This window comes from Pseudomonas sp. AC255 (assembly GCF_979258175.1).
In genome coordinates this window covers 4,614,232-4,636,882 of the sequence record NZ_OZ409841.1, presented here as the reverse complement: position 1 = coordinate 4,636,882, position 22,651 = coordinate 4,614,232, and the positions used below count along the sequence as shown (strand labels likewise).

Sequence of the window (22,651 nt, the reverse complement as noted above, 5' to 3'; positions counted from 1 at the left end):
TCTGGACGATGTGCTGCGACCTGCGAACTCGAGTCGAACTCAGGGTCTGAAGAGCATGAAGATCGGCTCCCTTTCCCCCTCTCCCTGAGGGAGAGGGCTGGGGTGAGGGGAAGTCTCATGCTCGCCTCAAAAACTGAATTCGCCTCAGTTGCTCTTCACCGCATAATCCGGCTTCTTGTCGTTGCCCTGAATGAACGGGCTCCATGGTTGCGCGCGGATCGGGCCTTCGGTCTGCCACACGACGTTGAACTGCCCGTCGCTCTGGATTTCGCCGATCATCACGGGCTTGTGCAGGTGGTGATTGGTCTTGTCCATGGTCAACGTGTAACCGGACGGCGCAGCAAAGGTCTGCCCGGCCAGTGCTTCACGAACCTTGTCGACGTCAGTGGATTTGGCTTTCTCGACCGCCTGCGCCCACATGTGGATGCCGACGTAGGTGGCTTCCATCGGGTCGTTGGTCACGGCTTTATCGGCGCCCGGCAGATTGTGTTTCTTCGCGTAGGCTTTCCAGTCCGCGACGAATTTCTTGTTCGCAGGATTTTCCACCGACTCGAAGTAGTTCCACGCCGCGAGGTTGCCCACCAGCGGTTTGGTGTCGATGCCGCGCAGTTCTTCTTCGCCGACCGAGAACGCCACCACCGGTACGTCGGTGGCTTTCAGGCCCTGGTTGGCCAGCTCTTTATAGAACGGCACGTTGGAGTCGCCGTTGACGGTGGAAATGACGGCAGTCTTGCCGCCGGCCGAGAATTTTTTGATGTTGGCAACGATGGTCTGGTAATCGCTGTGACCGAACGGCGTGTAGACCTCTTCGATGTCTTTGTCGGCCACGCCTTTGGAATGCAGGAACGCGCGCAGGATCTTGTTGGTGGTGCGCGGGTAGACGTAGTCGGTGCCGAGCAGGAAGTAGCGCTTGGCGCTGCCGCCTTCTTCGCTCATCAGGTATTCAACGGCGGGGATCGCTTGCTGGTTCGGCGCGGCGCCGGTGTAGAAGACGTTCGGCGACATCTCTTCGCCTTCGTACTGCACCGGGTAGAACAGCAGACCGTTGAGCTCTTCGAACACCGGCAGTACCGATTTGCGCGACACCGACGTCCAGCAACCGAACACCACCGCGACCTTGTCCTGGGTCAGCAGCTGTCGGCCCTTTTCAGCGAACAGCGGCCAGTTGGAAGCGGGGTCGACCACCACCGGCTCGAGCATCTTGCCGTTCACACCGCCCTTGGCGTTGATCTCGTCGATGGTCATCAGTGCCATGTCCTTGAGCGATGTTTCGGAGATCGCCATGGTCCCGGACAACGAATGCAGAATCCCGACCTTGATGGTCTCGGCGGCCTGGACAGTCCAGGTCATGCCCATCGCGGCAATGGATGCCGTGAGTGTGAAAGCCTTGATTAAACTGCGACGCTTCATTGTGCGATCTCCATGAACATTCGATTTTTTCTGGTTGGCAGATGCGGACGACTGAAGCTGTGTTTTGCAAAGGCTGTGCCCGGTCGCGTTCAGGCAAGAAAATGTCGTGCCAGAGCGCTTGCGCGCTGAAACCGTGCACCAGGAGGGGACGGTAGTCGGCCGATGGTGCGTCGAGTTGCGCCAGATTGGGGCGCCCGCTGGCACTCAGATGCGGATACAAAAGCGATAACCCTGTACCACAGCTCGAGAAAACCGAAGGGCCACACTCAGTTGCTCATCCGATTCTCAGCGCAGGTTTTTATGAGTCATGTCTCAGGCCGATCCGGTCGTACCGCAAGTTCTTCAGCAACGTTCAAGCTGCCCCCACTGAGCCCGGCTTTTCTGACTGAAGAAGACGCCGCCTATTGGGTGCACACACGAATTCCACTCAACCCGGACAAAGAGTACGGCAGCGTGATCCTGCTGCGACCGGACGGGAAATTCCTCGCCACCTCTCCCATCGCAGGAGAAGCCACGCGCTTCGACTTCGGCACGATTGTGCAGACCGATGCCCTTGGCGGCATGCTCCATCCGCTGGGCTACCGATGTATCGCCAGCGTACACAGCCATCCGCCGCTACATGACCAGTTCCGCAATGGCAATCGGCGTCAGGATGAAACCCTGCTCAGGCTGTTCATGAGCTTCTATTCAGGCGGCGATTTCATTGGCGATGTGTCGGCGCGGGATTTTTCCGCAGCGCTTACCTTTCAGGCCCGGATGGCAGCTTGCTCAAATACGTCTCGAGCGGCTCGCCCGAGGAACGCGACTACTTCCTCTGGCAGCAGTCCGGCGGGCCGTCGGGCCATCCGGCGGGGGCCTATGACGTGATGGCGGTGATCAACAAGCTGGCGACCGTGGGTGAACTCAAAATCATTGTTTCGAATGCCGACTGGGGCTACTCGGTGGGGCGCGTACCTGCGGACTGGAAGGTCGGCGCGTCGTTTTCAAAGGGTGCGGTCACCGACCTGCCGCTGATGACCCGGGTATGCGTCAATGCCGAACGCGCCGTGCTTGCCGCCTTGAAATCCAGAGGCGCACAGACGACGGGCCTGATATTGAAAAAATTGATTGGCGAGGAGTATGTCGCCACCCATGCGCGCCCGGCCGGACTGGCTGCATGGGATCCTGAGCGAATATTTCCGGTTGATGCCCAAGGGCAATTGCAGCTGCCGAGGGGGTATTTGCTGGAGGGCTTCTACTTCGCCTCGCGGCCCGACCCTGCGCAGTTTCCACCCGCTCAGCCGTGGCTCTACGAGAACTTCTTCACGCCCCGGGAGATCGCCGTCGCTATCGAAGCGAATGCCCGCAGCAAACATCTGGCGAAAGCGGGACATGCGTTGTCGCTGTACATGCGGGCGCAGGATCATGCGATGTTGAAGTACCGCTTCAGCGGCGATTCGATCGAAGCGGCACTGAGCGTTACGCAGTCGGACGGCACGGTCAGTGACAATGGTCTGCAGGCAAGGCTGTTGGCCGGCACACTGGATACCCGCGCATTTGTCTCGATGCTGGTACTGGCTGGCACCCTGGAGGTCGTGCGCGGCAGTGCGCTGTGGGCGCATCTGGGGCCGGTGGATCTGCAATGGCAACCCTTCGCGAACTTCCCCTGGCCGCGATTGAGCGGCGCTTTTCTGTGCGCCGATGATGCCGCTCGTCATGCCCATGAACTCGCCGGCCTGCGCCGTGACAAACCGTACGCCGGGTATGTTTTTCAGCGCAGCGACAAGCGCTTCGTGGTGACCGAACCGTTGCCGGGAGATATCGACACGCTCAGTCAGGGCAGGCTTTATCCGATGGACAATCATGGGCGTCCGGTCTTTCCCGACGACCATGCGCTGCACGCCCGTTACGTCTCTCACATTGCCATGTCGCAACTTTTGCCGGTGGATACGGAGCTTTTTGGCTGGGCGTATCAGGAAGCGGCTGTGAGCTTGCAGATGTTGAGTGTGGCGGAGGTCAGGCAAGTCCTGCTCGACGAGATTGCCTTGTATGTCAGCGCGGCGCCGGACAGTCTCGTCAGGTATGAGGTCATCGGATCTGCGGGCTCCACGGAATTGGCCCGGCGCCTGGGCACGCGTCAGCATCCGGGCGCCCTGGCGCTGGAACTGGACAGCGGCCGTAAACGCCCGCAGGACTTCATACGTGAACAGGCAGCGGCCGGACGTTTAACGGTTCTGATCGATAATGAACTGTGGGGCTATCGCGGGCGGGTGCCGCCCGCCTGGTCGCTGCGCACCACGCCCGCGCCTTTGCCCGTGCCGCAGTTGCCGGTGGTGCAACTGCCGCCGCTTCTGTATCCCCAGCCGGACAGAGACAAGCCGATCCTGCCCAAACCCACGCCACTCCCGCAGCCGCAAATACCGTTGCCGCCGCTGACGTTGCCGTTGCCCTGGAAACGCCTGGAAGGTGTGGCATTCGGCGCGATTTTTCCCTCGGCGGATGAGGCTGCACGGGATCGATGCATGGGGGACTTTCGTCCACAGGGCGAAACGCGCGCGTACTTCGGCTTCATTCTCAGGCACAAGAGCCGGCCAGAGTATGTGGCTACCGAGCTGGTGCCCGTCAGTGATCAAGGCAAAAATCTGTTCAGGCTCGATTCGGTTTTCGCCGACCTGCCCTCAGAGCCCTGGCATGCGTTGCCCGAGGGCTTCGAACTGCACGGCAATTTCTACGCATCGCAACGTGCCGGTGATCCGACGAAAAGTCCGGATGACTGGCTGGCGCATTACTTCATCTCGCCGGACCACCTGACAGCCTCGATGTATTACGGCGGCCGGCGCCCGGTCATGGTGTCGGACGCTCCCGCAGCGCTTTATCTCGCCGTGCGCGATGGTGCTTTGCTCAAATATGCGTGGAGCAAGTCCAGCAAACTGTTTCATGACGCCTCGTCCCAGCGCACGCTTGAACAGATCAAAAGCGATCTGGCCGCTGGCAACCGTCTACCGACCGACTTTATCCATGAGGTCGCCAGCAGCGGCGAGCTGTCCGTCATGCGCACCGGTCTGTGCTGGGACCGGGCGGGGCTGGTGCCAGCCACCTGGCAACCGTACGCAAATCTCGAACGGCGCCGGCTCGGTCCGGTCTTTCTGACGGCTGACGACGCGGCCGTCCACGCCAGGACGCTCGTGCCTCTGGTGACCGACAGGGTGCATGGCGGGCTGATTCTGGAGACGGTCGATAAGCGCTACGTCGCCACAGTGCCCGTTGAAGTCAGCCATGAGGATTTCGATTTCACCGATATCTGCCCTGAGGAAAGTCGCGCCGCCGGATTGTTTCCTGCGGGTTGTCGCATCGTGGCGCGGTACCGCTCGCGCGTCGCCCAGGAGGTGTCGTTGGTCTTGGCGCCTGTGCAAAAGCAGGTGTACCAGAACGTGTTTTCGGTCGAGGTGCTGGAGTCGGCGTTCAACAAACGCGGCATTAAAGAGGAATACCGGGTGGCGGCGGACGGTTCGCTGGTTCGCTATACACCCGCCCCACGGGATGAGTACCTGTTCTGTCCGGATGGCGCGGTGATTGGCTATCGGCCGCAAGCCGAACTGCTTTCGCAGCTGCTTGATCAGGGCGAGCGGCTGTCCGTCGTCGATGCAAAAGCGATAAGACAGCGCTTGCGCGATCGGCAATTGAAACCCGTCGAATGGGTGAACGATCTGGCCAGGGCCGGACGTCTGTGGGTGGTCGCCGCAAACGCGATCTGGGGGCAACCGCGCCAGATTATCCAGTGGGCACCATACTCCGGGGATCTGTTGCCGGCCGCCGATTATGACAAGGCGTTGAGCCGCCCGGTCGGCAGCCCGCTGTTCATCCAGGCAGACGCTGCCGTGCGTTACGCTCATCAACTGTCGTTGAGCAGGGATACGCAGACCTTCGGCTACGTTTTGAACGGCCCTGAAGACCTGTTGGTGTCCACTCTGCCAGTTGCGGTGCAGCGTTCGGGGTTGGCGCTGGATCGGGTTTTCGAACAGGGCAAGCTGCCGTCAGGTTTCAGTCTGAGCGCCATTTATTTGCGAGCAGCGCTGCCACCTCTGGGCGCGCGGCCGGACGATATGCGACACTTTTTTCTGCTGCCCAACGATGTCCAGGCAGCCTGCGCATGGGCCAACACGCCCCAGGGGTACCGGCCGATCTACTTCTCCTGCGCCGATGGCGCGTTGTTGAAATTGCAACTGCATGCATTCGAGCCCGGCACTTTCTACGATGAGTTCGGGCAAGTGCAACTGCGCCCCAATGCCTTTGTGTCGAAGGTGGAAGCGGCGGTCGATGAGCGGGGCACTGCCAGCGGTACGTTCAGATTTGTCGACTATGTCCAACGGATGGCTCATGCCGGTCGACTTGAGGTGATTGAAACCAGTGAATACTGGTCGCGGCATGGTCAGGTGGATGAACACTGGCAGCCACGGCTGACCGAGGTGTCCAGTGAGCAACGCTGGCGCGAGCATCCGGCGCCAGCGCTGGGACCTGTCTTTCATCATCCAGATGATGCCGCCTGCCATGTTCATGGGCGGGTAGCCGGCCGGGCGGTAATAGGCACCGGTTATGAGAGTGCGATTCTGGCGAACCCGTCCAGCCTTCGCTTCGTTCCGCTTGAGCCGATCGTGTACCTCGCCAACGAGGACAATCCGCTGTTGCGCATACTGCGTACCGCTGCAGATCCTGCTGTCAGTTGGCGCGATCCGGCGCCGCGTTACCCCGAGGGTTACTCGGTGATGGCCACCCATCAATTGCATGTCTCGGGCAACACCACGCTGGCGGCGGACGTGGATCAGGTCTATGCCAATTACGCTGCGCCTTCGCTGGTGCATGCGCACACCCATGCACCCACGGAAAAAGGCCTGCATATCCTGCACTACTACTATTCAACGCCGCACGATGTGCTGCTCAAGTACACACCTGTGTATTCAAGGGCGGAAAGAGATCTGTTGCTGACCCGCTCAGCCACTTTCGAGGGCGGACGCTGGATCAGCCGGCTGAGCCCTGGAGAGTTTCTTTCGCGGCTTATGGCGCTGGGTGAGTTTCGGGTGCTGATCGGCGGTTATTACTGGCGCCAGACCGGCCGCATGAACACTACCTGGCGAAGCCGTCGTCAGCAGACCCCGACACCCGGAACCGTGCGCTTGCGCGACGAGTTGTAAGTGAAATGAATGAACAGGCGCGGGCCGCCGCAACGGCCCGCGCCCGTCACATCAACGCTGCACCTGCGCGGAACGCTCGCCAAGTCGGGGCACGAGAAACCGGTCGAGCAACCAGACCACCACCAGCGACGCCCCCACCAGCGGAAACACCACCGCCAGCACCAGCATGATCGCCACACCGGTTTTCCACTTCGGCAGGTCATGGCGCAGCGGCGGCACGCCAAACTTGCCTTCAGGCCGACGCTTCCACCAGATCACCACGCCGCTGACGGCGCTGAGCAGAATCATCAGGCAGATCAGCAGCACGACGATCTGGTTGAAGGTGCCGAACATCTTGCCTTCGTGCAGCATCACGCCAATTTCCGTGGCGCGCGCGACGGTGCCGTAGTGCTCGAAGCGCACATCGGCGAGGACCTTGCCGGTGTACTGATCGACGTGCAGGGTGGCGTCGTTGCGTGGGTCATCGGCGAACACGGCAATGGTGAACACGCCGGTGGCGGTGGTCGGCAGGGTGATGCTGTAGCCGGGTTCAACCTTGCGTTCACTGGCGATGTTCTGCACGTCCTGCAGGCTGATCGCGGGTGCTGCGGGACCGGTATGGGCATTGCCGTGATTCATGTGTTCGGCGTGGTCGCCGGACATCGGCATCGGCGTATTTTCCATCGCCCATGGCACGGTCTGGCGGGTCGCGCTGTTGAGGCTGCGTGCCTCGATGTCGGAGGTCGGCACGTTGTCCCACATCGCTGCCGGAAACACATTCCACACCTGCGCGTATTGCTTGCCCCAGAAACCGGTCCAGGTCATGCCACTGAGCAACATCACCAGCAGCAATGTCGCGCCCCAGAAACCGGTGACCGCATGCAGGTCGCGCCACAACACCCGACCGCGACTGCTCAGGCGCGGCCACAGAATGCCCGCCGCCTGACCGCGCGGCCACCACAGAAACAGCCCCGACACCACCAGCACTACGCCCCAGCCAGCGGCCATTTCGATCAGGCGATCGCCGACTGTGCCGATCATCAATTCGCCGTGGATCGCGCGGGCGATGGCTTGCAGGTTCTGCTTGGCATCCTGCTCGCCGAGGATGTCACCGTGGTACGGATCGACGAACACGTTGAGTTCATGACCGGCGTTCTTCACCACGAATTGCGCGCTGCGCTCAGCATTCACCGGCGGCAGGTACTGGGTGACCTGGCCTTGTGGGTAAGCGCTTTTCACCCGTTGCAGCAAGTCATCGGCCGGCACCGTGTGGTGCCCGGCCGGTACCTCGAGCAGGCTGCTGTACATCAGCGAATCGAGCTGCGGTTTGAACAGATAAATGATCCCGGTCAGGGCCAGCATCACCATGAAGGGCGCGACGAACAGCCCGGCATAGAAATGCCAGCGCCAGGCCAGGTTGTAGAAATTGGGTTGAGGCTTTTGCATCACGTGTGCTCCGCTGGGCTTGGTTCTTTTCGTTGTCTGTTTACCTGTGGGAGTGAGACTGCTCGCGAAGCGGTTGTTCAGTCGATATCAATGCCGACCGTGGCGCCGTCTTCGCGAGCAAGCTCGCTCCTACATGGGTGGGTGTCAGAAACTCATATCCACTTTGGTCCAGAGCGTGCGCCCCGGTTCATTGATTGCTTGCGGGTCGTTGGCCGGATAGCCGAAGCCGGCATTGCCGGCCAGATTCAGGTGCTCGGCGTAGGCTTTGCCGAACAGGTTGTCGACGCCGCTGCTGACCTTCCAGTGCTGGTTGATGCGGTACGCGCCGTTGAGCGAGAACACGCCGAAGCCCGAGCTCTGGGCGTAATCCTTGCCGACCACGTTGCCCTTGTTCGCGTCGATGCGGTGCTGCGCGGCGACCACTCGCCACAATGCGCCGGCGCTCCACTTGGCCTCGCTGTAGGTCAGGCCGAAGCGCGCATCCAGCGGCGGCATCTGCGGTAATGCCGAGCCGTCGCTGCTGTTCTTGCCCCAGGCATAGGCCAGGGTCGCATCGGTTTTCCAGTGGTCGGTCAGGTTGTAGGCAGCTCCGAGTTCGCCACCCATGATCCGCGCGTCGATGTTCTCGGCGCGCGAGGTGCTCATGCCCATCATTCCCGGCGTGTAGTCGAACAGGATGTAATCGCGTACCACACCGATGTAACCCGAGGCCCAGGCTTCGAGGTCGGCGCTCTTGTAGTTCACGCCGAAGTCGAACTGCGTGGTCTTTTCCGGTTTGATCGAGTCGAACGCATTGACCGATCCTGCCGGGCCGGACTTGGGCGAAAACAACTCCCAGTAATCCGGGAAGCGTTGCGCATGGCCGAGGCCTGCATAGAGCGTGGTCGGGCTGTCGGCCAGATCGTGTTCATAGCGCACGAAGCCACTGGGTAACGTGTCGGCGCGGGTGTCGTCGGCGGTCGGGTTGGGGCGGGACATCATCCCCGACCCTGTGGTTTGCCGGTAATCCTTGGCCGAGGCGCGATCGACCCGAGCGCCAGTGATCAAGCGATCACGCTCGGTGGCGTACCAGGTCATTTCGCTGAACACGCCGTAGTTATGGAAATCGGCGTCCTTGCTGTACGGCACGTCCTTGTAGGTATCGATGCTCATTGAGCTGCGCTGACGGTGCTCGTTGGTCTGTGCGTCGAGGCCGGTGATCAGCTGAACATCAGCCCAGCGCCAGGTTGCTTTGATCCGTGCACCGAGGGTACGTCGGTCGACGTTGGACGCCATTGGTCCCGCCATCATGCCGGTGCCGGACGGGGTGCGCAGGGTGTAGTTGTCCATCACATGGTCGGCGTAGTTGTAGTAGACCTGCGCTTCCAGTTTTTCCAGCACCTCGCTGATGTTGGATTTTTCCAAGCGCAGACCGAGGCTCTCGCGCAGGAATTGCGAACCGTCCATGCCGCGCCCGGCATACCGTGCCTCGCCATCGCCCTTGCCGGCGGTGAGTTCGATCAGGGTGTCGGCATCCGGCGTCCAGCCCAGTGCGATATCGCCGTTCCACTTGTCGTAACGCGAGGCGACGATGTCGTTGTTGCCGTCGCGATAGTCATCGGAATGCGCAGTGTTGCCGATCACCCGCACGTAACCCAGAGGACCGCCGGCAGCGGCGTCGACAACCTTGTCGAAACGCCCATGTGAGCCCGCCAGGAGGCTGGCGTTGACGCGCGTGCCGAGTTCGCCGAAGTTCTCCGGCTCACGGTCGAACAGCACCGTACCGGCCGATGCGCCCGGACCCCACAGGACGGTTTGCGGGCCTTTGATCACCGTGAGGCTGTCGTAGGTTTCCGGCGAGATGTACGAGGTCGGCGCGTCCATCCGTCCAGGGCAAGCGCCGAGCATCATGCTGCCGTTGGTGAGGATGTTCAGGCGCGAACCGAACATGCCGCGCAGCACCGGATCGCCGTTGGTGCCGCCATTGCGCACCAGAGCGAAGCCGGGAATGGTCTTCAGGTAATCGCCGCCGTCACTGGCCGGCACCGGTTGGCGCGGATCCTTGGGGTTGGTGACGATCGTCAGTGGCGAGCTTGGGGCGATGGCGGTGATCACCGTCGGGCTCAATTGATTTTCTTGGCCAGCGTGATCGTCGGCCAGCGCCAGCGGTGTCAGCAGTACGCCGCAAAGGACGGCAATAGCGTGCCTGCAACGAATCCGCGATTCGTTCAGGGCAAAGTGCGCGCGAGCAGATTCCGCGCAGGGGACAGCAGTAAACCGGGACATGACAATTTCCATCGAACAGTCGTAAACACCACGGTCGGCAGCCTGGAGCTGTCTTCTCAACCGTGTGCAATCAGAGGTGTGTGTTTACGTGGCGATGGGCGGGGCGCGGGTGCGGGCGCCGGGGAAGAAGGGTTGGCGGGCATGGCCCAGACGCGGGGAGGGTGGGGTGAAGGTATTGGGTGGCGGGATGTTGAAAGCGACGAAATCGCCGCCGCCGGTCAGTGCCGGGCAATTGAACAGCAAGCTGCAATAGCCGCACTTTTCCCACAGCACGTGATGCGAAGATTGCGGCGGGCAATGCTCGGCCGCAGGCTGGGCGTCATGGCCGCTGTGATCCATGCCGGACATGTCCATCGACATGTCCATGCTCATTGGCATCGATGTCGAGGCGTGTTGTTCCATCGGCATCGACTGAGAAATCAGTGGACCGATGAAGATCATCAACATGGCGAACAGGGCGATCCAGCTGCCACGCGTCAGCGCTTGAGTCTGACGGTGATGCGGGACGGGCCTGGCGCGCAACGGACGCATGGGCGAAGTCAGCCGAAACAGTTACTGAGCGTGCACGTGGCCCTGGGCGGATTCCGGCGCTTTCTTCTGCACGGCAACTTCAACGCTGACGTCACCTGCCTTTTCGAAATGCAGGGTCATCGGGAAGCGCTTGCCGTCACTGAGCAGGCTGCGATCGCTCGGGTTGAGCAGCATCACGTGATAAGCCATCGGCGCGAAGGTCACGGTGCCGCCGGCGGGGATTTGCACGCTTGGCACCTGCTGCATCTTCATCAGATCGCCCTGCATGACGTGCTCATGCAACTGCGCTTGTGCAGCGATGGGCGAGTCGACGCTGAGCAGGCGATCGGCGCTTTTGCCGGTGTTGTGAATGATGAAATAGGCGGCGACGGTCGGCGCATTCGGCGGCAGTTCCTGCGACCACGGATGGGCGATTTCCAGCGCACCCACCTTGTATTCGTGGGCATGGGCAAAGCACGCCGGCAACAACAGCGCAGCGAGGACGAAGAGTTTCTTCAACATGGCAGTTCTCCAGAACGATTTGAAACGCGGATTCAGGGCGTGAACCAATCAGACCAGAGGGGAGGCACGGGGATTGAGACTCGGCCATTGCTGGCGCGGCGTCGGGGTTTGCAGGGAGACGGGCGCAACGCTGCGGTTGCTTTCAAATTGCGCGAAATACAGCTGCGGCGAATGCCCCGGCAGCGCCAGCAATGGCGCCCCACCTGAGCAACACCAGCAGTGCTGCATGTTCGAATGGTTGTCGTTTTGCGGGGCCTTCTGATCCGTGGCACCGATGTCGATCGCCACCATCTTCATGCCGCTGCCGGTGCAGAAACTGCTCCAGAGTATCTGCTCGGCCGGTGAACTGGCCGCCTGCGCCATCGCCCCGCTCAGCGGCATGGCGAGCATGTTGAACAGCACTGCAAAGCAGGCGATCCAGGCAAATGCTAACCGGCGTCGGTTCATGGGACAGGTCCGTTGGGTGGGCGATCAGGCGCGGCCCATTTAGCCTGATCAGGGCCGATAAGTAAAAAAGCGTCGTGCGGTTTGGTGTCGCATTGAGCTGTTAAAGGAGTGTAGCTACTTGAATTTGCAGTGCCAGACCTGACGCCTTCGCGGGCAAGCCCGCTCCCACAAATTTTGTGAGTGTGCACAGATATCAGCAACATCCACGGTTCCTGTGGGAGCGAGCCTGCTCGCGAAAGCGATTTGTCAGACACTGATGGGCTGCCGGTGCTGACGTCTTCGCGAGCAGGCTCGCTCCCACAAAGGGCCGTGCCGATTCAGTGGGAAAGGGCAGCGAGGACTTCAGCGACTGATTCAAACTCCCGATCAACCCCCGGCAACCCCGGGCGCTTCAACACCAGCACCGGCACGCCACGCTCGCGCGCCACTTCAAGCTTCGGCTCAGTCGCGGTGCTGCCGCTGTTCTTGCTGATCAATACGTCGATCTGCCGGCGCTCGAACAGCGCGCGCTCGTCTTCCAGCAGAAACGGCCCACGGGCGCCGATCACTTCGCAGCGCGCGTTGCCGGGATAAACGTCGAGGGCGCGCAGGGTCCAGAACTGGTGGGCGGGGATTTCGTCGAGGTGTTGCAGCGGTTCACGGCCGAGGGTGAACAGCGGGCGGTGGAACGGTTTCAGGGCGGCGATGAGTTCGGCCCAGTCACTGACCTCGCGCCAGTCATCGCCTGCTTGCGGTTGCCAGGCGGGCCGGCGCAAGGCCCAGCAGGGGATGCCGGCGAGCTGTGCCGCGCGGGCGGCGTTGGCGCTGATTTGTGCGGCGTACGGATGCGTGGCGTCGAGCAGCAGATCGACGCCTTCATCGGCGATGAACTGCGCCAGACCCTCAGCGCCGCCATAGCCGCCGACCCGAACCTGGCAGCGCAAATCGCTCGGCACCCGGCCAACGCCGGCGAGGCTGTAGATATGTTGTGGGCCGAGCGTGCGGGCAATCGCCAGCGCTTCAGTCACGCCGCCGAGCAGCAAGATCCGTTTCATGCAAAACCTCCGGCGTGCCCGACAATCCCGCCTTGACGATCAATGGCAAACACCTCGACCTGGACCTGTGCCGGCACGACGCTACTGGCGAAATTCAACGCATGGCGGCAAACCTCATCCCCCAAAGCGATGCCCGCCGCGCTGGCCATGGCCAAGGCTTGTTGGCTGGTATTGGCTTCGCGAATGCCTTGTTGCAATGCCGCATCCGCGCCAATCGCCGCCGCCCACTCGGCCAGTTGCGGCAAATCGATGCTCGAATGCCGTGAGTGCAGATCCATATGCCCGGCGGCGAGTTTGCTGATCTTGCCGAAGCCGCCGCACAGGCTGAGTTTATCCACAGGTACTTTGCGCAGATGCTTGAGCACCGCGCCGACAAAGTCACCCATCTCGATCAGGGCGATTTCCGGCAGGTCATAGACCCGGCGCATGGTGTCTTCGCTGGCGTTGCCTGTGCACGCGGCGATGTGCAGATAACCATTGGTTTTCGCTACGTCGATGCCCTGATGAATCGAGGCGATGTAAGCGGCGCAGGAAAATGGCCGGACGATGCCGCTGGTGCCGAGGATCGACAGGCCGCCAAGAATGCCCAGCCGTGGGTTCATGGTTTTCAGCGCCAGTTCTGCGCCGCCCTCGACATTGACTGTGACTTCGAAGCCGCCGCCATAACCGGTTTCGGCGGCGAGCAAGGCCAGGTGATCGCTGATCATTTTGCGCGGCACCGGATTGATCGCCGGCTCGCCGACGGCCAATACCAGGCCGGGTCGGGTCACCGTGCCGACGCCGACACCGGCGTTGAAGTGGATTCCCGGTTCGGCGGACAGTCGCACCTGTGAATAGAGCAGGGCGCCGTGAGTGACGTCAGGGTCATCGCCAGCATCCTTGATCGTACCGGCCTCGGCGCCGCCCTCGCTCAAGCGGCAGAACTCCAGGCGCATCTGCACCTGTTTGCCCTTGGGCAGCGTGATCTGCACCGCGTCGGCGCTGATGCTGGTGAGCAACAGGCGCGCGGCGGCGAGGCTGGTGGCGGTGGCGCAGCTGCCGGTGGTGAGGCCGCTGCGCAGGGGCGCGGGCTGTTCGGCGGTTTCGTCACGCATCGAGGGGTTTGACCAGTTCCAGCAGGGTGATTGGCAACGCCTGACGCCAGGTATCGAACTCGCCGAGCGGCTGCGCCTGGGCGACATGAATGCGCGTCAGCTCACCGCCGTATTGTTCGCGCCAGTGCATCAGGGTGACTTCGCTTTGCAGGGTCACGGCGTTGGCCACCAATCGGCCGCCGGGCTTGAGCTGGTCCCAGCAGGTCTCGAATACACCCTCACGGGTGACGCCGCCGCCGATAAAAATCGCTTCCGGACGTTCAAGGCCATTGAGCGCTTGCGGCGCCTTGCCGCGAATCAGTTGTAGGCCGGGTACGCCCAGCGCATCGCGGTTGTGTTCGATCAATTGCTGACGGCCCTCGTCGGCCTCGACCGCGATGGCACGACAGCTCGGGTGCGCACGCATCCACTCGATGCCGATCGAACCGCTGCCGGCGCCGACATCCCAGAGCAGTTCGCCGGGCTTCGGCGCCAGGCGGGCGAGGGTGATGGCGCGTACGTCGCGCTTGGTCAGTTGGCCGTCGTGACGGAACGCCGAATCGGGTAAACCGGCGAGGCGTGACAGGCCGGTAACACCGGGTTCGGCCAGGCACTCGACAGCGACGACGTTGAGGTCGGCGACCGCCGCATCGCTCCATTTGCTGGCGCTGCGTTCGATACGTCGCTCGGCGTCGCCGCCCAGATGCTCCAGAACAGTCATGCGACTTGGGCTGAAACCACGTTCGCAGAGCAATTGCGCAACGGCGGCCGGGCTGCTGCCGTCATTGCTCAGCAACAACAGACGCACGCCGCTGAACAGATGCGCATTGAGCGCCGCCAGCGGACGCGCCACCAGCGACACAATCGTCACCTCCTGCAACGGCCAGCCCAGGCGCGCCGCCGCCAGTGCGCAGGACGAAGGGGCGGGAATGATCGACATCTCGGCGCTCGGCACCTGACGCGCCAGACTGGCACCGACGCCGTAGAACATCGGATCACCGCTGGCCAGCACGCAGACCGGCTCGCCGCGCGACTCAAGCACCGGCGCGAGGGAAAACGGACTCGGCCACAATTGCCGCTCGCCGCCGATGCACGGCGGCAGCAGATCCAGCTGACGCTGGCCGCCGACGATCCGCGAGGCGCCCATCAGAGCACGCCGGGCGTTCTTGCCCAGGCCCTTGAAGCCGTCTTCACCAATACCCACAACGGTCAGCCAATCGCCCATTTCATACTCCAGATCCTGCGTCCAGCGAAGCGGGCGACATGATAACGCGACAATCGATAACTGGCTGCTGTCCTTTTTTCAGGAGCGCCGACATTCAATGTTTACATTGTCTTTTGTGATTTTTCGAGTTCTTCGCAAGTATTGAATTGGCGTTCCGCTGGAAGTGCTTGTGGCTATCCGGAAGGTACTTTTTTAGTAAATTGAATAATCGAATGGATAATTGAAATGAGCGATGTTTTGAACAGTATCTCAGCACTGCCCGACCAAGGCAGTGCGACGGTGATGGGGAATAATCTGTTGTCCTACTTTTCCGGGTTGACTGCGGAAGACAAACGATTCGTTAAAGACAGTATGCGCTGGGCAGAATACAGAGCCGATTTGCGTCATGACAGAAACAGTGAGCCAGCTGCTTGGTTCGAATATTATTCCGGGGTGCTCTGGTCTGTCGGCTGGAGCCTGGAGCAAGCTCCGGTAATCCATGTTGACAAGAACTTTACCGGCAATGCGCTGGAAGTCTGGGCGCGATCCTTGTCGCAACAACTAAGTCGGGAGAAAGTCGGGCTAATGAAGGAAGCGTTCCATATGCTTGAGACACATTCGGATGCCATAGACGTATTTAGAGGCAGCGCTCGGGAATGGAGCGATTTTCGTTTTTCTCCTGCTCAGTACAATTTCAATAGGGAGTTGGAGATTGTCGTCAGTAATGTTCGCTTGCTTGATGCGAAGTGGTCCTCTACCTATTTGTTCTGGACTATTCAGCATACGGGTTCGGAGCTTGATATCCGCTCCAGGCGCTTTTTGATCAGGTCTGCCGCGATAAATGAAAATCGGCTTCAGTTGGCTGCTGCAGTGCTTGATATGCGCACGCGTGAAATTGAGTTGGCTCGGGGCGCTTGATGTTAGTTGTTCAGCTTTGTTTGATGGTTTGTATGACGGTCTGAAATTAAATGCATGGATTTTCGATTTGATTAACTCCGGTGCTGTGGTTAGTTTGTTTTCCACACCAAGTCGGTGTTTTAACCAAGAAAGGAATCCATTTATGACTGAGCTGAATAAAGATGTAATCTCCGCTGTTGAACGGTTTAGTTTGATTGCACAAACCAATGAGTTTATCGCTGCGCAGCCAGTGCTGCGCTCGCGTTCGGCAAGTGTTGGCAGTAGCTTGCCGGTTGATAAAGATGAACTGAATGCTGCAGTCATGGGCTCGGGTATTGCAGGCTTTGATGCAAGCATGTCCAAGCGCAGCAAGCGAATCGTTAAAAATACCTACATGTATGCCGATCTGGTTGCCTTGCTCAAATATCCGGCGTCCAACCAAAAGGAACAGCGCTATAACGAGTTTATGCGATTGATGAAACTGGCTGGCTGGTTTGCTTTCAGCCAGCCTTATAATCGATATACCGCTACTTCGCAAAAATTGACCATGGATAATGTTGTCCTGTCTGTTCTGCATACCGCTGTTGGTGCAGCAGTAGGGCAGGGCCAGGCAGCCCTTAAAGTATTGTCCTCTGTGGCAGATGCGACCATGGATGCACTGAAAAATGAACCACAGGCCCTGACGCTGTTCGAGAACAACTCGAAGAAAGCCGAAGGTGGCAACTTTTGCATGAGTGCGGCTTCGCAGGATGATGAGGGTGGTATCACCCTGGCAATCGCTGCTGTGCAATATCTGGCTTCGGCTCAACCTACCAAAGTACTGTTTGTAGAATGGGCAACATCTGCTGTGGAGATTTATAACGCCGGTGCCACGATGTATATGGATGAGGAAGACTATGCAATGGTAGAACCATTGATTGTCAAGGCTCTGACGGAGCAACGTGAGAAAGCGCTCAGCTACGAATTTGGCCAATCGGTCTGAAAGTGATTAATGCCAGAGGCGCAAGCCTCTGGTTTTTTTGTGGGAGATGCAAATGTTCGCGATTTCGAAGGTTTTCGTATGCGCAGGGGCATTAGTGCTGGTGAGTAAAGAGTTGTCGGCATCTGACATTGACGACAGTCTCGATGCGCTGCTTTATTCACAAACGGTCGCCTCGCATAAAGTTCCCGATGCTGTTGCATGCAAGGCATGGAATGACGCCAATAAAACGGCTTTGAAAGTCACCGGTGCTTTGTTTTTCGACGATCCGGTTATCAGCGCGCCGGTCACTACGCCCGATACTTTTACTCTGCTGGAGTTGACTCAAGAACTCTTGCAAGGTTGGGCGCCGGCAGTTTTGAAGCAACAGGTAATTGCCAATCTGACCTCGCAACTGGAGAGCAACGGTGCGGCCCTTGAGTTGCTTCAGCGAAATACTCTGCAAGAGGGCAAGTCGATTCGCTTCATGCTTGGCAGCGTATCTAAGGGATCAACAATTACGATGGTCGTCATTTCGTTTGCCGTCAAAGAGCCTGTTCCGGGCAATGTGCTTGAGCGACGCTTCAATGCCGAGCAGATAGTGGGCAACGTTGCTGTTGATTGCTACAAGGCTCTTATAGATGCCGATGATTACTGTTTCTCGAGAGCCAGGATTATTGCGTTATTGGGTGAGCGGCGCGAAAAGCAGATTATCGCCCTGACCTGAGCGCGCGGCAGAGGCAACAACTGAAGCCTGCCTGCCCCACCGGTCGAGACAGAGGGCAGACTTTTCATACCGGTGGGCAAAGCAGGCATAATACCGCGCCTTCGCCCGCGAAGCGCTTCTGCCACACAACCGGTCAGCCCCTTGAACGAACGCCCGATGTCCACTGCCTTACGCCCCTCGGCCTGCCCGGGGTTGCTGCGTATCGTCCAGGCACTGGACGGCGGTATCTGCCGGATCAAGCTTGATGGCGGTTCGATCAGTGCCGATCAGGCCGATGCGGTGGCCGCTGCCGCCGAAGCGTTTGCGAGCGGAGCGATCGAAGCGACCAATCGCGGCAACCTGCAGATTCGCGGCATCGGTGCGCAATCGGCAGCGCTGATCGAGTGTTTGCTGGCCGCCGGCCTTGGGCCGAAGCACGCCGCCGGCGACGATGTGCGCAATCTGATGCTCAGCCCGGCTGCCGGCATCGATCGGCAGATGCTGTTCGACACGCGCCCGCTCGCAGGGCAAATCCTCGACACCTTGCAAAGTCATCCGCGCTTCCATGAGTTGAGCGCCAAGTTCGCCGTGCAGCTCGATGGCGGCGAAGCCCTGGTGATGCTCGAACATCCGCATGATCTGTGGCTGTCGGCATTCGAGCGTGACGGCGAAATCCTCTGGGCATTCGGTCTGGCCGGTTGCCCGACCGATCGCCCGCTCGGCGCTGTGAGCCTGGACAACGCTCACGCGCTGGTGGTCGCCGCGCTGGAGTTGTTCCTCGACCTGGCCCGGCCAGAGCAAACACGGATGCGCCATCTGCTCGACGAGTTGCCCAGGCTCGCCTTTCTTGAATCGTTGCGCGAGCGCGTATCGCTCAAGGCGATCAGCAATTGGCAGCGCCCGACGTCGGCAGACGCGCTGCACATCGGCGCTCATCAGCAAAACACGCAATGTCTCTGCTACGTCGGCGCGGTGCCGCCACTGGGCCGACTTGATCCGGCGATGCTGCGTGGCGCGGCACAACTGGCCCGTCAATTTGGCGATGGCAGTCTGCGCTTCACGCCGTGGCAGAGCCTGCTGCTGCCGAACGTGAAAGCCACTGATACCGACAACGTGCTTGAGCAGTTGCGGGCGTTGGGCCTGTTGACGACCGAGGCCGAGCCACTGGCTCGACTGATCGCCTGCACCGGCGCCGATGGCTGCGGCAAAGGCCTTGCCGACACCAAACAGGATGCCCGGCAACTTGCACCTCTGCTGCCCGCAGGCCTCAGCGTGCACCTGTCGGGTTGCTCGCGCTCCTGCGCCGCCGCCCACTGCGCGCCAGCGACGCTGCTGGCCGTTGCCCCCGGTCATTACGACCTCTATTTTCGCGATGCAGCACAGCCCGGATTCGGCACGCTGCACGCCTGCAATCTTACTATTGAAGCGGCCGCGACCCTGCTCGACGCCCGCTCCCGGAGCCCCTTGATGCTTGATTACATCCGCGACGGTCAGGAGATCTATCGCAACTCCTTCGCGATCATTCGCCGCGAGGCCAATCTGGCGCGCATTCCCGCCGATCTGGAAAAACTTGCGGTGCGAGTGATCCACGCCTGCGGCATGGTCGAGGCCATCGACGGTCTGCAATTCTCCGAGGGCGCGGGCAAGGCCGGGCGCGATGCTCTGGCGGCCGGTGCGCCGATTCTCTGCGACGCGCGGATGGTCTCCGAAGGCGTGACCCGCACGCGCCTGCCGGCCAATAACCAAGTGATCTGCACTTTGCGCGACGACAGCGTGCCGGACCTCGCCCGCGAGTTGGGCAACACCCGCTCGGCCGCCGCGCTGGAGCTGTGGCGCCCGCACCTCGAAGGCAGTGTGGTGGTGATCGGCAACGCACCGACCGCGCTGTTCTACTTGCTGGAAATGCTCGACGCCGGCGCGCCAAAACCGGCACTGATCCTTGGCTTCCCGGTTGGCTTCGTCGGCGCTGCCGAATCGAAAGCGGCGCTGGCGGCCGACAGTCGCGGCGTGCCGTTCGTGATCATGCAAGGCCGGCTGGGCGGCAGTGCCATGGCCGCCGCCGCCGTCAATGCCCTCGCCACGGAGATCGAATGATGCAGGCCAAAGGACGTCTGATCGGCCTCGGTGTCGGCCCCGGTGATCCGGAACTGATCACTGTCAAAGCCTTGCGCCTGCTGCGCGAATCGCCGGTGGTCGCGTATTTCGTGGCCAAGGGCAAGAAGGGCAATGCGTTCGGCATCATCGAGGCGCATCTGGTCGAGGCGCAGAACCTGCTGCCGCTGGTGTACCCGGTGACCACCGAGGCGTTGCCGGCGCCGCTGTCGTATGAGCAGGTCATCAGCGATTTCTACGACGAAGCCGCTGTGGCGGTCGCCGAGCATCTGGACGCCGGCCGCGACGTGGCGGTGATCTGCGAAGGCGACCCGTTCTTCTACGGCTCCTACATGTATTTGCATGATCGTCTCGCCAGCCGTTATGAGGCCGAAGTCGTGCCCGGCGTGTGCTCGATGCTCGGCGGCGCTTCGGTGCTCGGCGCGCCGCTGGTGTATCGCAATCAGAGCCTGTCGGTGCTTTCCGGCGTGCTGCCCCACGAAGAACTGAAACGGCGTCTGGCCGATGCCGATGCGGCGGTGATCATGAAACTGGGGCGCAACTTTCCCAAGGTCCGTCAGGTGCTGGAAGAACTCGGCCTCGCCGAGCGTGCGTTGTATGTCGAGCGCGCGACCATGGCCAACCAGAAGATCGTGCCGATGGATCAGGTCGAGCCGATGTCCTCGCCGTACTTCTCGCTGATCATCGTCCCGGGCGAACGGTGGCAAGGTTGATGAGCCAAGCGACTCCCGCCATCGTCATTCTCGGCCAGGGCAGCTTCGCGACGGCGCGGCGCATTCAGCAGGTCTACCCGGCGGCGCAAATCCATGGCCTTGCCGGACGGGTTGAAGGCGCCGACAGCAGCTATCAGGAATTCGGCGCGACCCTGCGCGCGTTGTATCAACAGGACACGCCGATCATTGCCCTGTGCGCGGCCGGCATTGTCATTCGCACCTTGGCGCCGCTGTTGCTGGAGAAAGGCGCCGAACCGGCGGTGCTGGCGGTGGCCGAAGACGGCAGCGCGGTGGTGCCATTGCTGGGTGGACTCGGTGGGGTCAACGTCATGGCCCGGGACATCGCGGCGGCGTTGCAAGTGGCGCCGGCGATCACCACCAGCGGCGAATTGCGCTTTGGTACCTGCCTGCTCAATCCGCCAAGCGGCTACGCACTGGCGGATCTGGAATCGGGCAAACGATTCGTTTCCGACCTGCTCGCCGGGCACAGCGTGCGCATCGAAGGCGCGGCGCCATGGCTCGATCAGGCGCAGTTGCCGCAGGATCCGCAGGCGCAGCGGTCGATTCATGTGAGCAGTGTGCAGCGGGTGGCCAGCGCCGATGAATTACTGATTTACCCGCGCAGCGTGGCGGTGGCAGTGAGCGCTGACGTGGCAGATCTGTCGAACGCTGTTCGCGCTGCGTTGCAACAGGCCAGCGTCGCCGTGCCGGCACTGGCGTGTCTTGTGGCAGCAGACGCTGAAATGGCCTCATCGAGTTTGCGCGAGGCTGCGCTCGAGTTGGGCGTGCCACTGCGCTTCGTGGCAGCACAAAGCGATCTTCAGACGTTGGCCCGCGTGGCAGTGCCTGCGGCGAAGGTGATCAGCGCAGAACATCTGGCGATCGCGATTGCCGAGCAACCGCTGGACGTCGCGCAGATCGGCCGCCCGCGTGGTCGCCTCGCGGTCATTGGTCTTGGCCCCGGCGCCGCCGAACTGATGGTGCCAGCGGTGAAAACCGAACTGGCCCGCGCCACCGATGTGCTGGGCTATGAAACCTACGTGCGCATGGCCGGCCCGTTCCGCGATGATCAGGTGCAGCACTGCACCGACAATCGTGAAGAAATGCAGCGTGCCCGCCATGCCTTCAGGCTCGCCGCCGAAGGCCGCTCGGTGATCGTGGTTTCCTCGGGCGACCCGGGCGTATTCGCCATGGCCGCTGCGGTGCTCGAAGCCCTGCACGAATCGGACGATCCGGCGTGGCACAGCGTTGATCTGGAAATCCTCCCCGGCGTCTCCGCCTCGCTGGCCACTGCGGCTCAGGCCGGTGCGCCGCTGGGCCACGACTTCTGCGTGATGTCGCTGTCGGACAACCTCAAGCCGTGGTCGATCATCGAAAAGCGTCTGGATCTGGCCGCCGAAGCGGATCTGGCCCTGGCGTTCTACAACCCGATTTCCCGGGCGCGCCCGTGGCAACTGGGCCGCGCACTGGAGATTGTTGCGCAGCACCGCTCGCCTGAAACACCGGTGGTGCTCGGCCGGGACATCGGCCGGCCGGGGCAGACGCTGCGCACCACGACCCTGGGCGCATTGACACCGGAACAGGTGGACATGCGCACCATGGTGCTGATCGGTTCTTCGACCACCTGCACCTTCGCCCGTGCCGGGGGCGGTGAGTGGGTGTATACGCCGCGTTGGTATGGTGAAAAACCGCTTTCCTGAAAAGCCCTCCGCTCATTCAATATTCAGCTTTGGGAAAGTTTGAGCGGTTGTAAGTCCGATTGAAGTTTCAATTGTTTTCCACCAGCAATAAACAATGGTCATGTCCCACAGGGCAGGGCCATTTTTTATGGCCGACGGGCGCGCCGGTCCGCTAATTATTTCGCAGCCGTTACAGCATAGTGCTTCGGTGTTATCAGATATTGCCGGGGACAAGCTTTGTATTCCTTGTTGTTTGTGTGGCGCGTATTCGCCCACTAGGGTGCTGTGTTCATAGCACTTGTCGAGTGTCGTTCAAATCAATTTACCGCTCTGCAGCGGCGCAAGAGTGCGCGCGTCAATGGGCCATTCAATAAACAAGGAGTGTGTGATGGCTTTAAAAAACGATTACTCGTTCGGGCGAGCATTCATTTCTGCGCAAGAGTATTCCGTACTTTCAAAAGCATTGCGGGAGCTTTCTGCCACCCCCAATATCAAGCGCTGAACGACTATTACCAGCAAGCCGGTCAA

General features: G+C 60.9%; 17 protein-coding genes and 1 pseudogene. 9 read left to right on the top strand and 9 right to left on the bottom strand.

The window, feature by feature from the left end; genetic code table 11:
* Positions 1–144: 144 nt before the first annotated feature.
* Complete coding sequence (gene urtA / locus ACZZ0K_RS20985; protein ID WP_056787644.1) at positions 145–1,410, bottom strand: urea ABC transporter substrate-binding protein; 1,266 nt, start codon at positions 1,408–1,410, stop codon at positions 145–147.
* Between the two features lie 300 nt (positions 1,411–1,710).
* Between urtA and ACZZ0K_RS20980 the strand changes: the two genes are divergently transcribed.
* Entirely contained in the window at positions 1,711–2,277 is a 567-nt protein-coding gene (locus ACZZ0K_RS20980) for a DUF4329 domain-containing protein (RefSeq protein WP_463559309.1), read from the top strand.
* The gene (locus ACZZ0K_RS20975) at positions 2,277–6,578 is read left to right on the top strand and encodes a hypothetical protein (RefSeq protein WP_463559308.1); all 4,302 of its coding nucleotides are present in this window, start codon (positions 2,277–2,279) and stop codon (positions 6,576–6,578) included. The genes ACZZ0K_RS20980 and ACZZ0K_RS20975 overlap by 1 nt, the downstream gene beginning before the upstream one ends.
* Positions 6,579–6,629: 51 nt before the next feature.
* On the opposite strand, the gene ACZZ0K_RS20970 is transcribed toward ACZZ0K_RS20975, so the two are convergent.
* From ACZZ0K_RS20970 to cbiE, 8 genes are all read right to left on the bottom strand, one after another.
* A complete protein-coding gene (locus tag ACZZ0K_RS20970) occupies positions 6,630–8,003 on the bottom strand; it encodes a PepSY-associated TM helix domain-containing protein (RefSeq protein ID WP_463559307.1) in 1,374 nt (457 codons plus the stop codon).
* Positions 8,004–8,147: 144 nt separating this feature from the next.
* On the bottom strand, positions 8,148–10,268 hold the full coding sequence (locus tag ACZZ0K_RS20965) for a TonB-dependent copper receptor (RefSeq protein ID WP_463559306.1): 2,121 nt from the start codon (positions 10,266–10,268) through the stop codon (positions 8,148–8,150).
* Between the two features lie 84 nt (positions 10,269–10,352).
* Complete coding sequence (locus tag ACZZ0K_RS20960; RefSeq protein WP_258707533.1) at positions 10,353–10,799, bottom strand: DUF2946 domain-containing protein; 447 nt, start codon at positions 10,797–10,799, stop codon at positions 10,353–10,355.
* A 21-nt stretch (positions 10,800–10,820) separates the two neighbouring features.
* Entirely contained in the window at positions 10,821–11,300 is a 480-nt protein-coding gene (locus ACZZ0K_RS20955; RefSeq protein ID WP_217851230.1) for a copper chaperone PCu(A)C, read from the bottom strand.
* Between the two features lie 48 nt (positions 11,301–11,348).
* Positions 11,349–11,747 (bottom strand): DUF2946 domain-containing protein, encoded by a 399-nt coding sequence (locus tag ACZZ0K_RS20950; RefSeq protein ID WP_024011410.1) that lies wholly within the window; start codon positions 11,745–11,747, stop codon positions 11,349–11,351.
* A gap of 317 nt (positions 11,748–12,064) precedes the next feature.
* Complete coding sequence (locus tag ACZZ0K_RS20945) at positions 12,065–12,781, bottom strand: cobalt-precorrin-6A reductase (RefSeq protein ID WP_258707534.1); 717 nt, start codon at positions 12,779–12,781, stop codon at positions 12,065–12,067.
* Entirely contained in the window at positions 12,778–13,875 is a 1,098-nt protein-coding gene (locus tag ACZZ0K_RS20940; protein ID WP_258707535.1) for a cobalt-precorrin-5B (C(1))-methyltransferase, read from the bottom strand. The genes ACZZ0K_RS20945 and ACZZ0K_RS20940 overlap by 4 nt, the downstream gene beginning before the upstream one ends.
* A complete protein-coding gene (gene cbiE / locus ACZZ0K_RS20935; protein ID WP_258707536.1) occupies positions 13,868–15,079 on the bottom strand; it encodes a precorrin-6y C5,15-methyltransferase (decarboxylating) subunit CbiE in 1,212 nt (403 codons plus the stop codon). The genes ACZZ0K_RS20940 and cbiE overlap by 8 nt, the downstream gene beginning before the upstream one ends.
* A gap of 225 nt (positions 15,080–15,304) precedes the next feature.
* Between cbiE and ACZZ0K_RS20930 the strand changes: the two genes are divergently transcribed.
* From ACZZ0K_RS20930 to cobJ, 7 genes and pseudogenes are all read left to right on the top strand, one after another.
* Positions 15,305–15,976, top strand: coding sequence for a hypothetical protein (locus ACZZ0K_RS20930; protein WP_256808212.1), 672 nt, complete (start codon positions 15,305–15,307; stop codon positions 15,974–15,976).
* On the top strand, positions 15,900–16,937 hold the full coding sequence (locus tag ACZZ0K_RS20925) for a hypothetical protein (RefSeq protein WP_258707537.1): 1,038 nt from the start codon (positions 15,900–15,902) through the stop codon (positions 16,935–16,937). Before ACZZ0K_RS20930 ends, ACZZ0K_RS20925 begins: the two co-directional genes overlap by 77 nt.
* Before the next feature lie 52 nt (positions 16,938–16,989).
* A complete protein-coding gene (locus tag ACZZ0K_RS20920; RefSeq protein WP_258707538.1) occupies positions 16,990–17,640 on the top strand; it encodes a hypothetical protein in 651 nt (216 codons plus the stop codon).
* A gap of 156 nt (positions 17,641–17,796) precedes the next feature.
* A pseudogene (gene cobG, locus ACZZ0K_RS20915) lies at positions 17,797–19,086 on the top strand (precorrin-3B synthase); the annotation flags it as partial.
* Positions 19,087–19,713, top strand: coding sequence for a precorrin-8X methylmutase (locus ACZZ0K_RS20910; RefSeq protein ID WP_041480676.1), 627 nt, complete (start codon positions 19,087–19,089; stop codon positions 19,711–19,713).
* Entirely contained in the window at positions 19,710–20,444 is a 735-nt protein-coding gene (locus ACZZ0K_RS20905; RefSeq protein ID WP_370695113.1) for a precorrin-2 C(20)-methyltransferase, read from the top strand. Before ACZZ0K_RS20910 ends, ACZZ0K_RS20905 begins: the two co-directional genes overlap by 4 nt.
* Positions 20,444–22,144 (top strand): precorrin-3B C(17)-methyltransferase, encoded by a 1,701-nt coding sequence (cobJ, locus tag ACZZ0K_RS20900; RefSeq protein WP_258707539.1) that lies wholly within the window; start codon positions 20,444–20,446, stop codon positions 22,142–22,144. Before ACZZ0K_RS20905 ends, cobJ begins: the two co-directional genes overlap by 1 nt.
* Positions 22,145–22,651 lie beyond the last annotated feature (507 nt).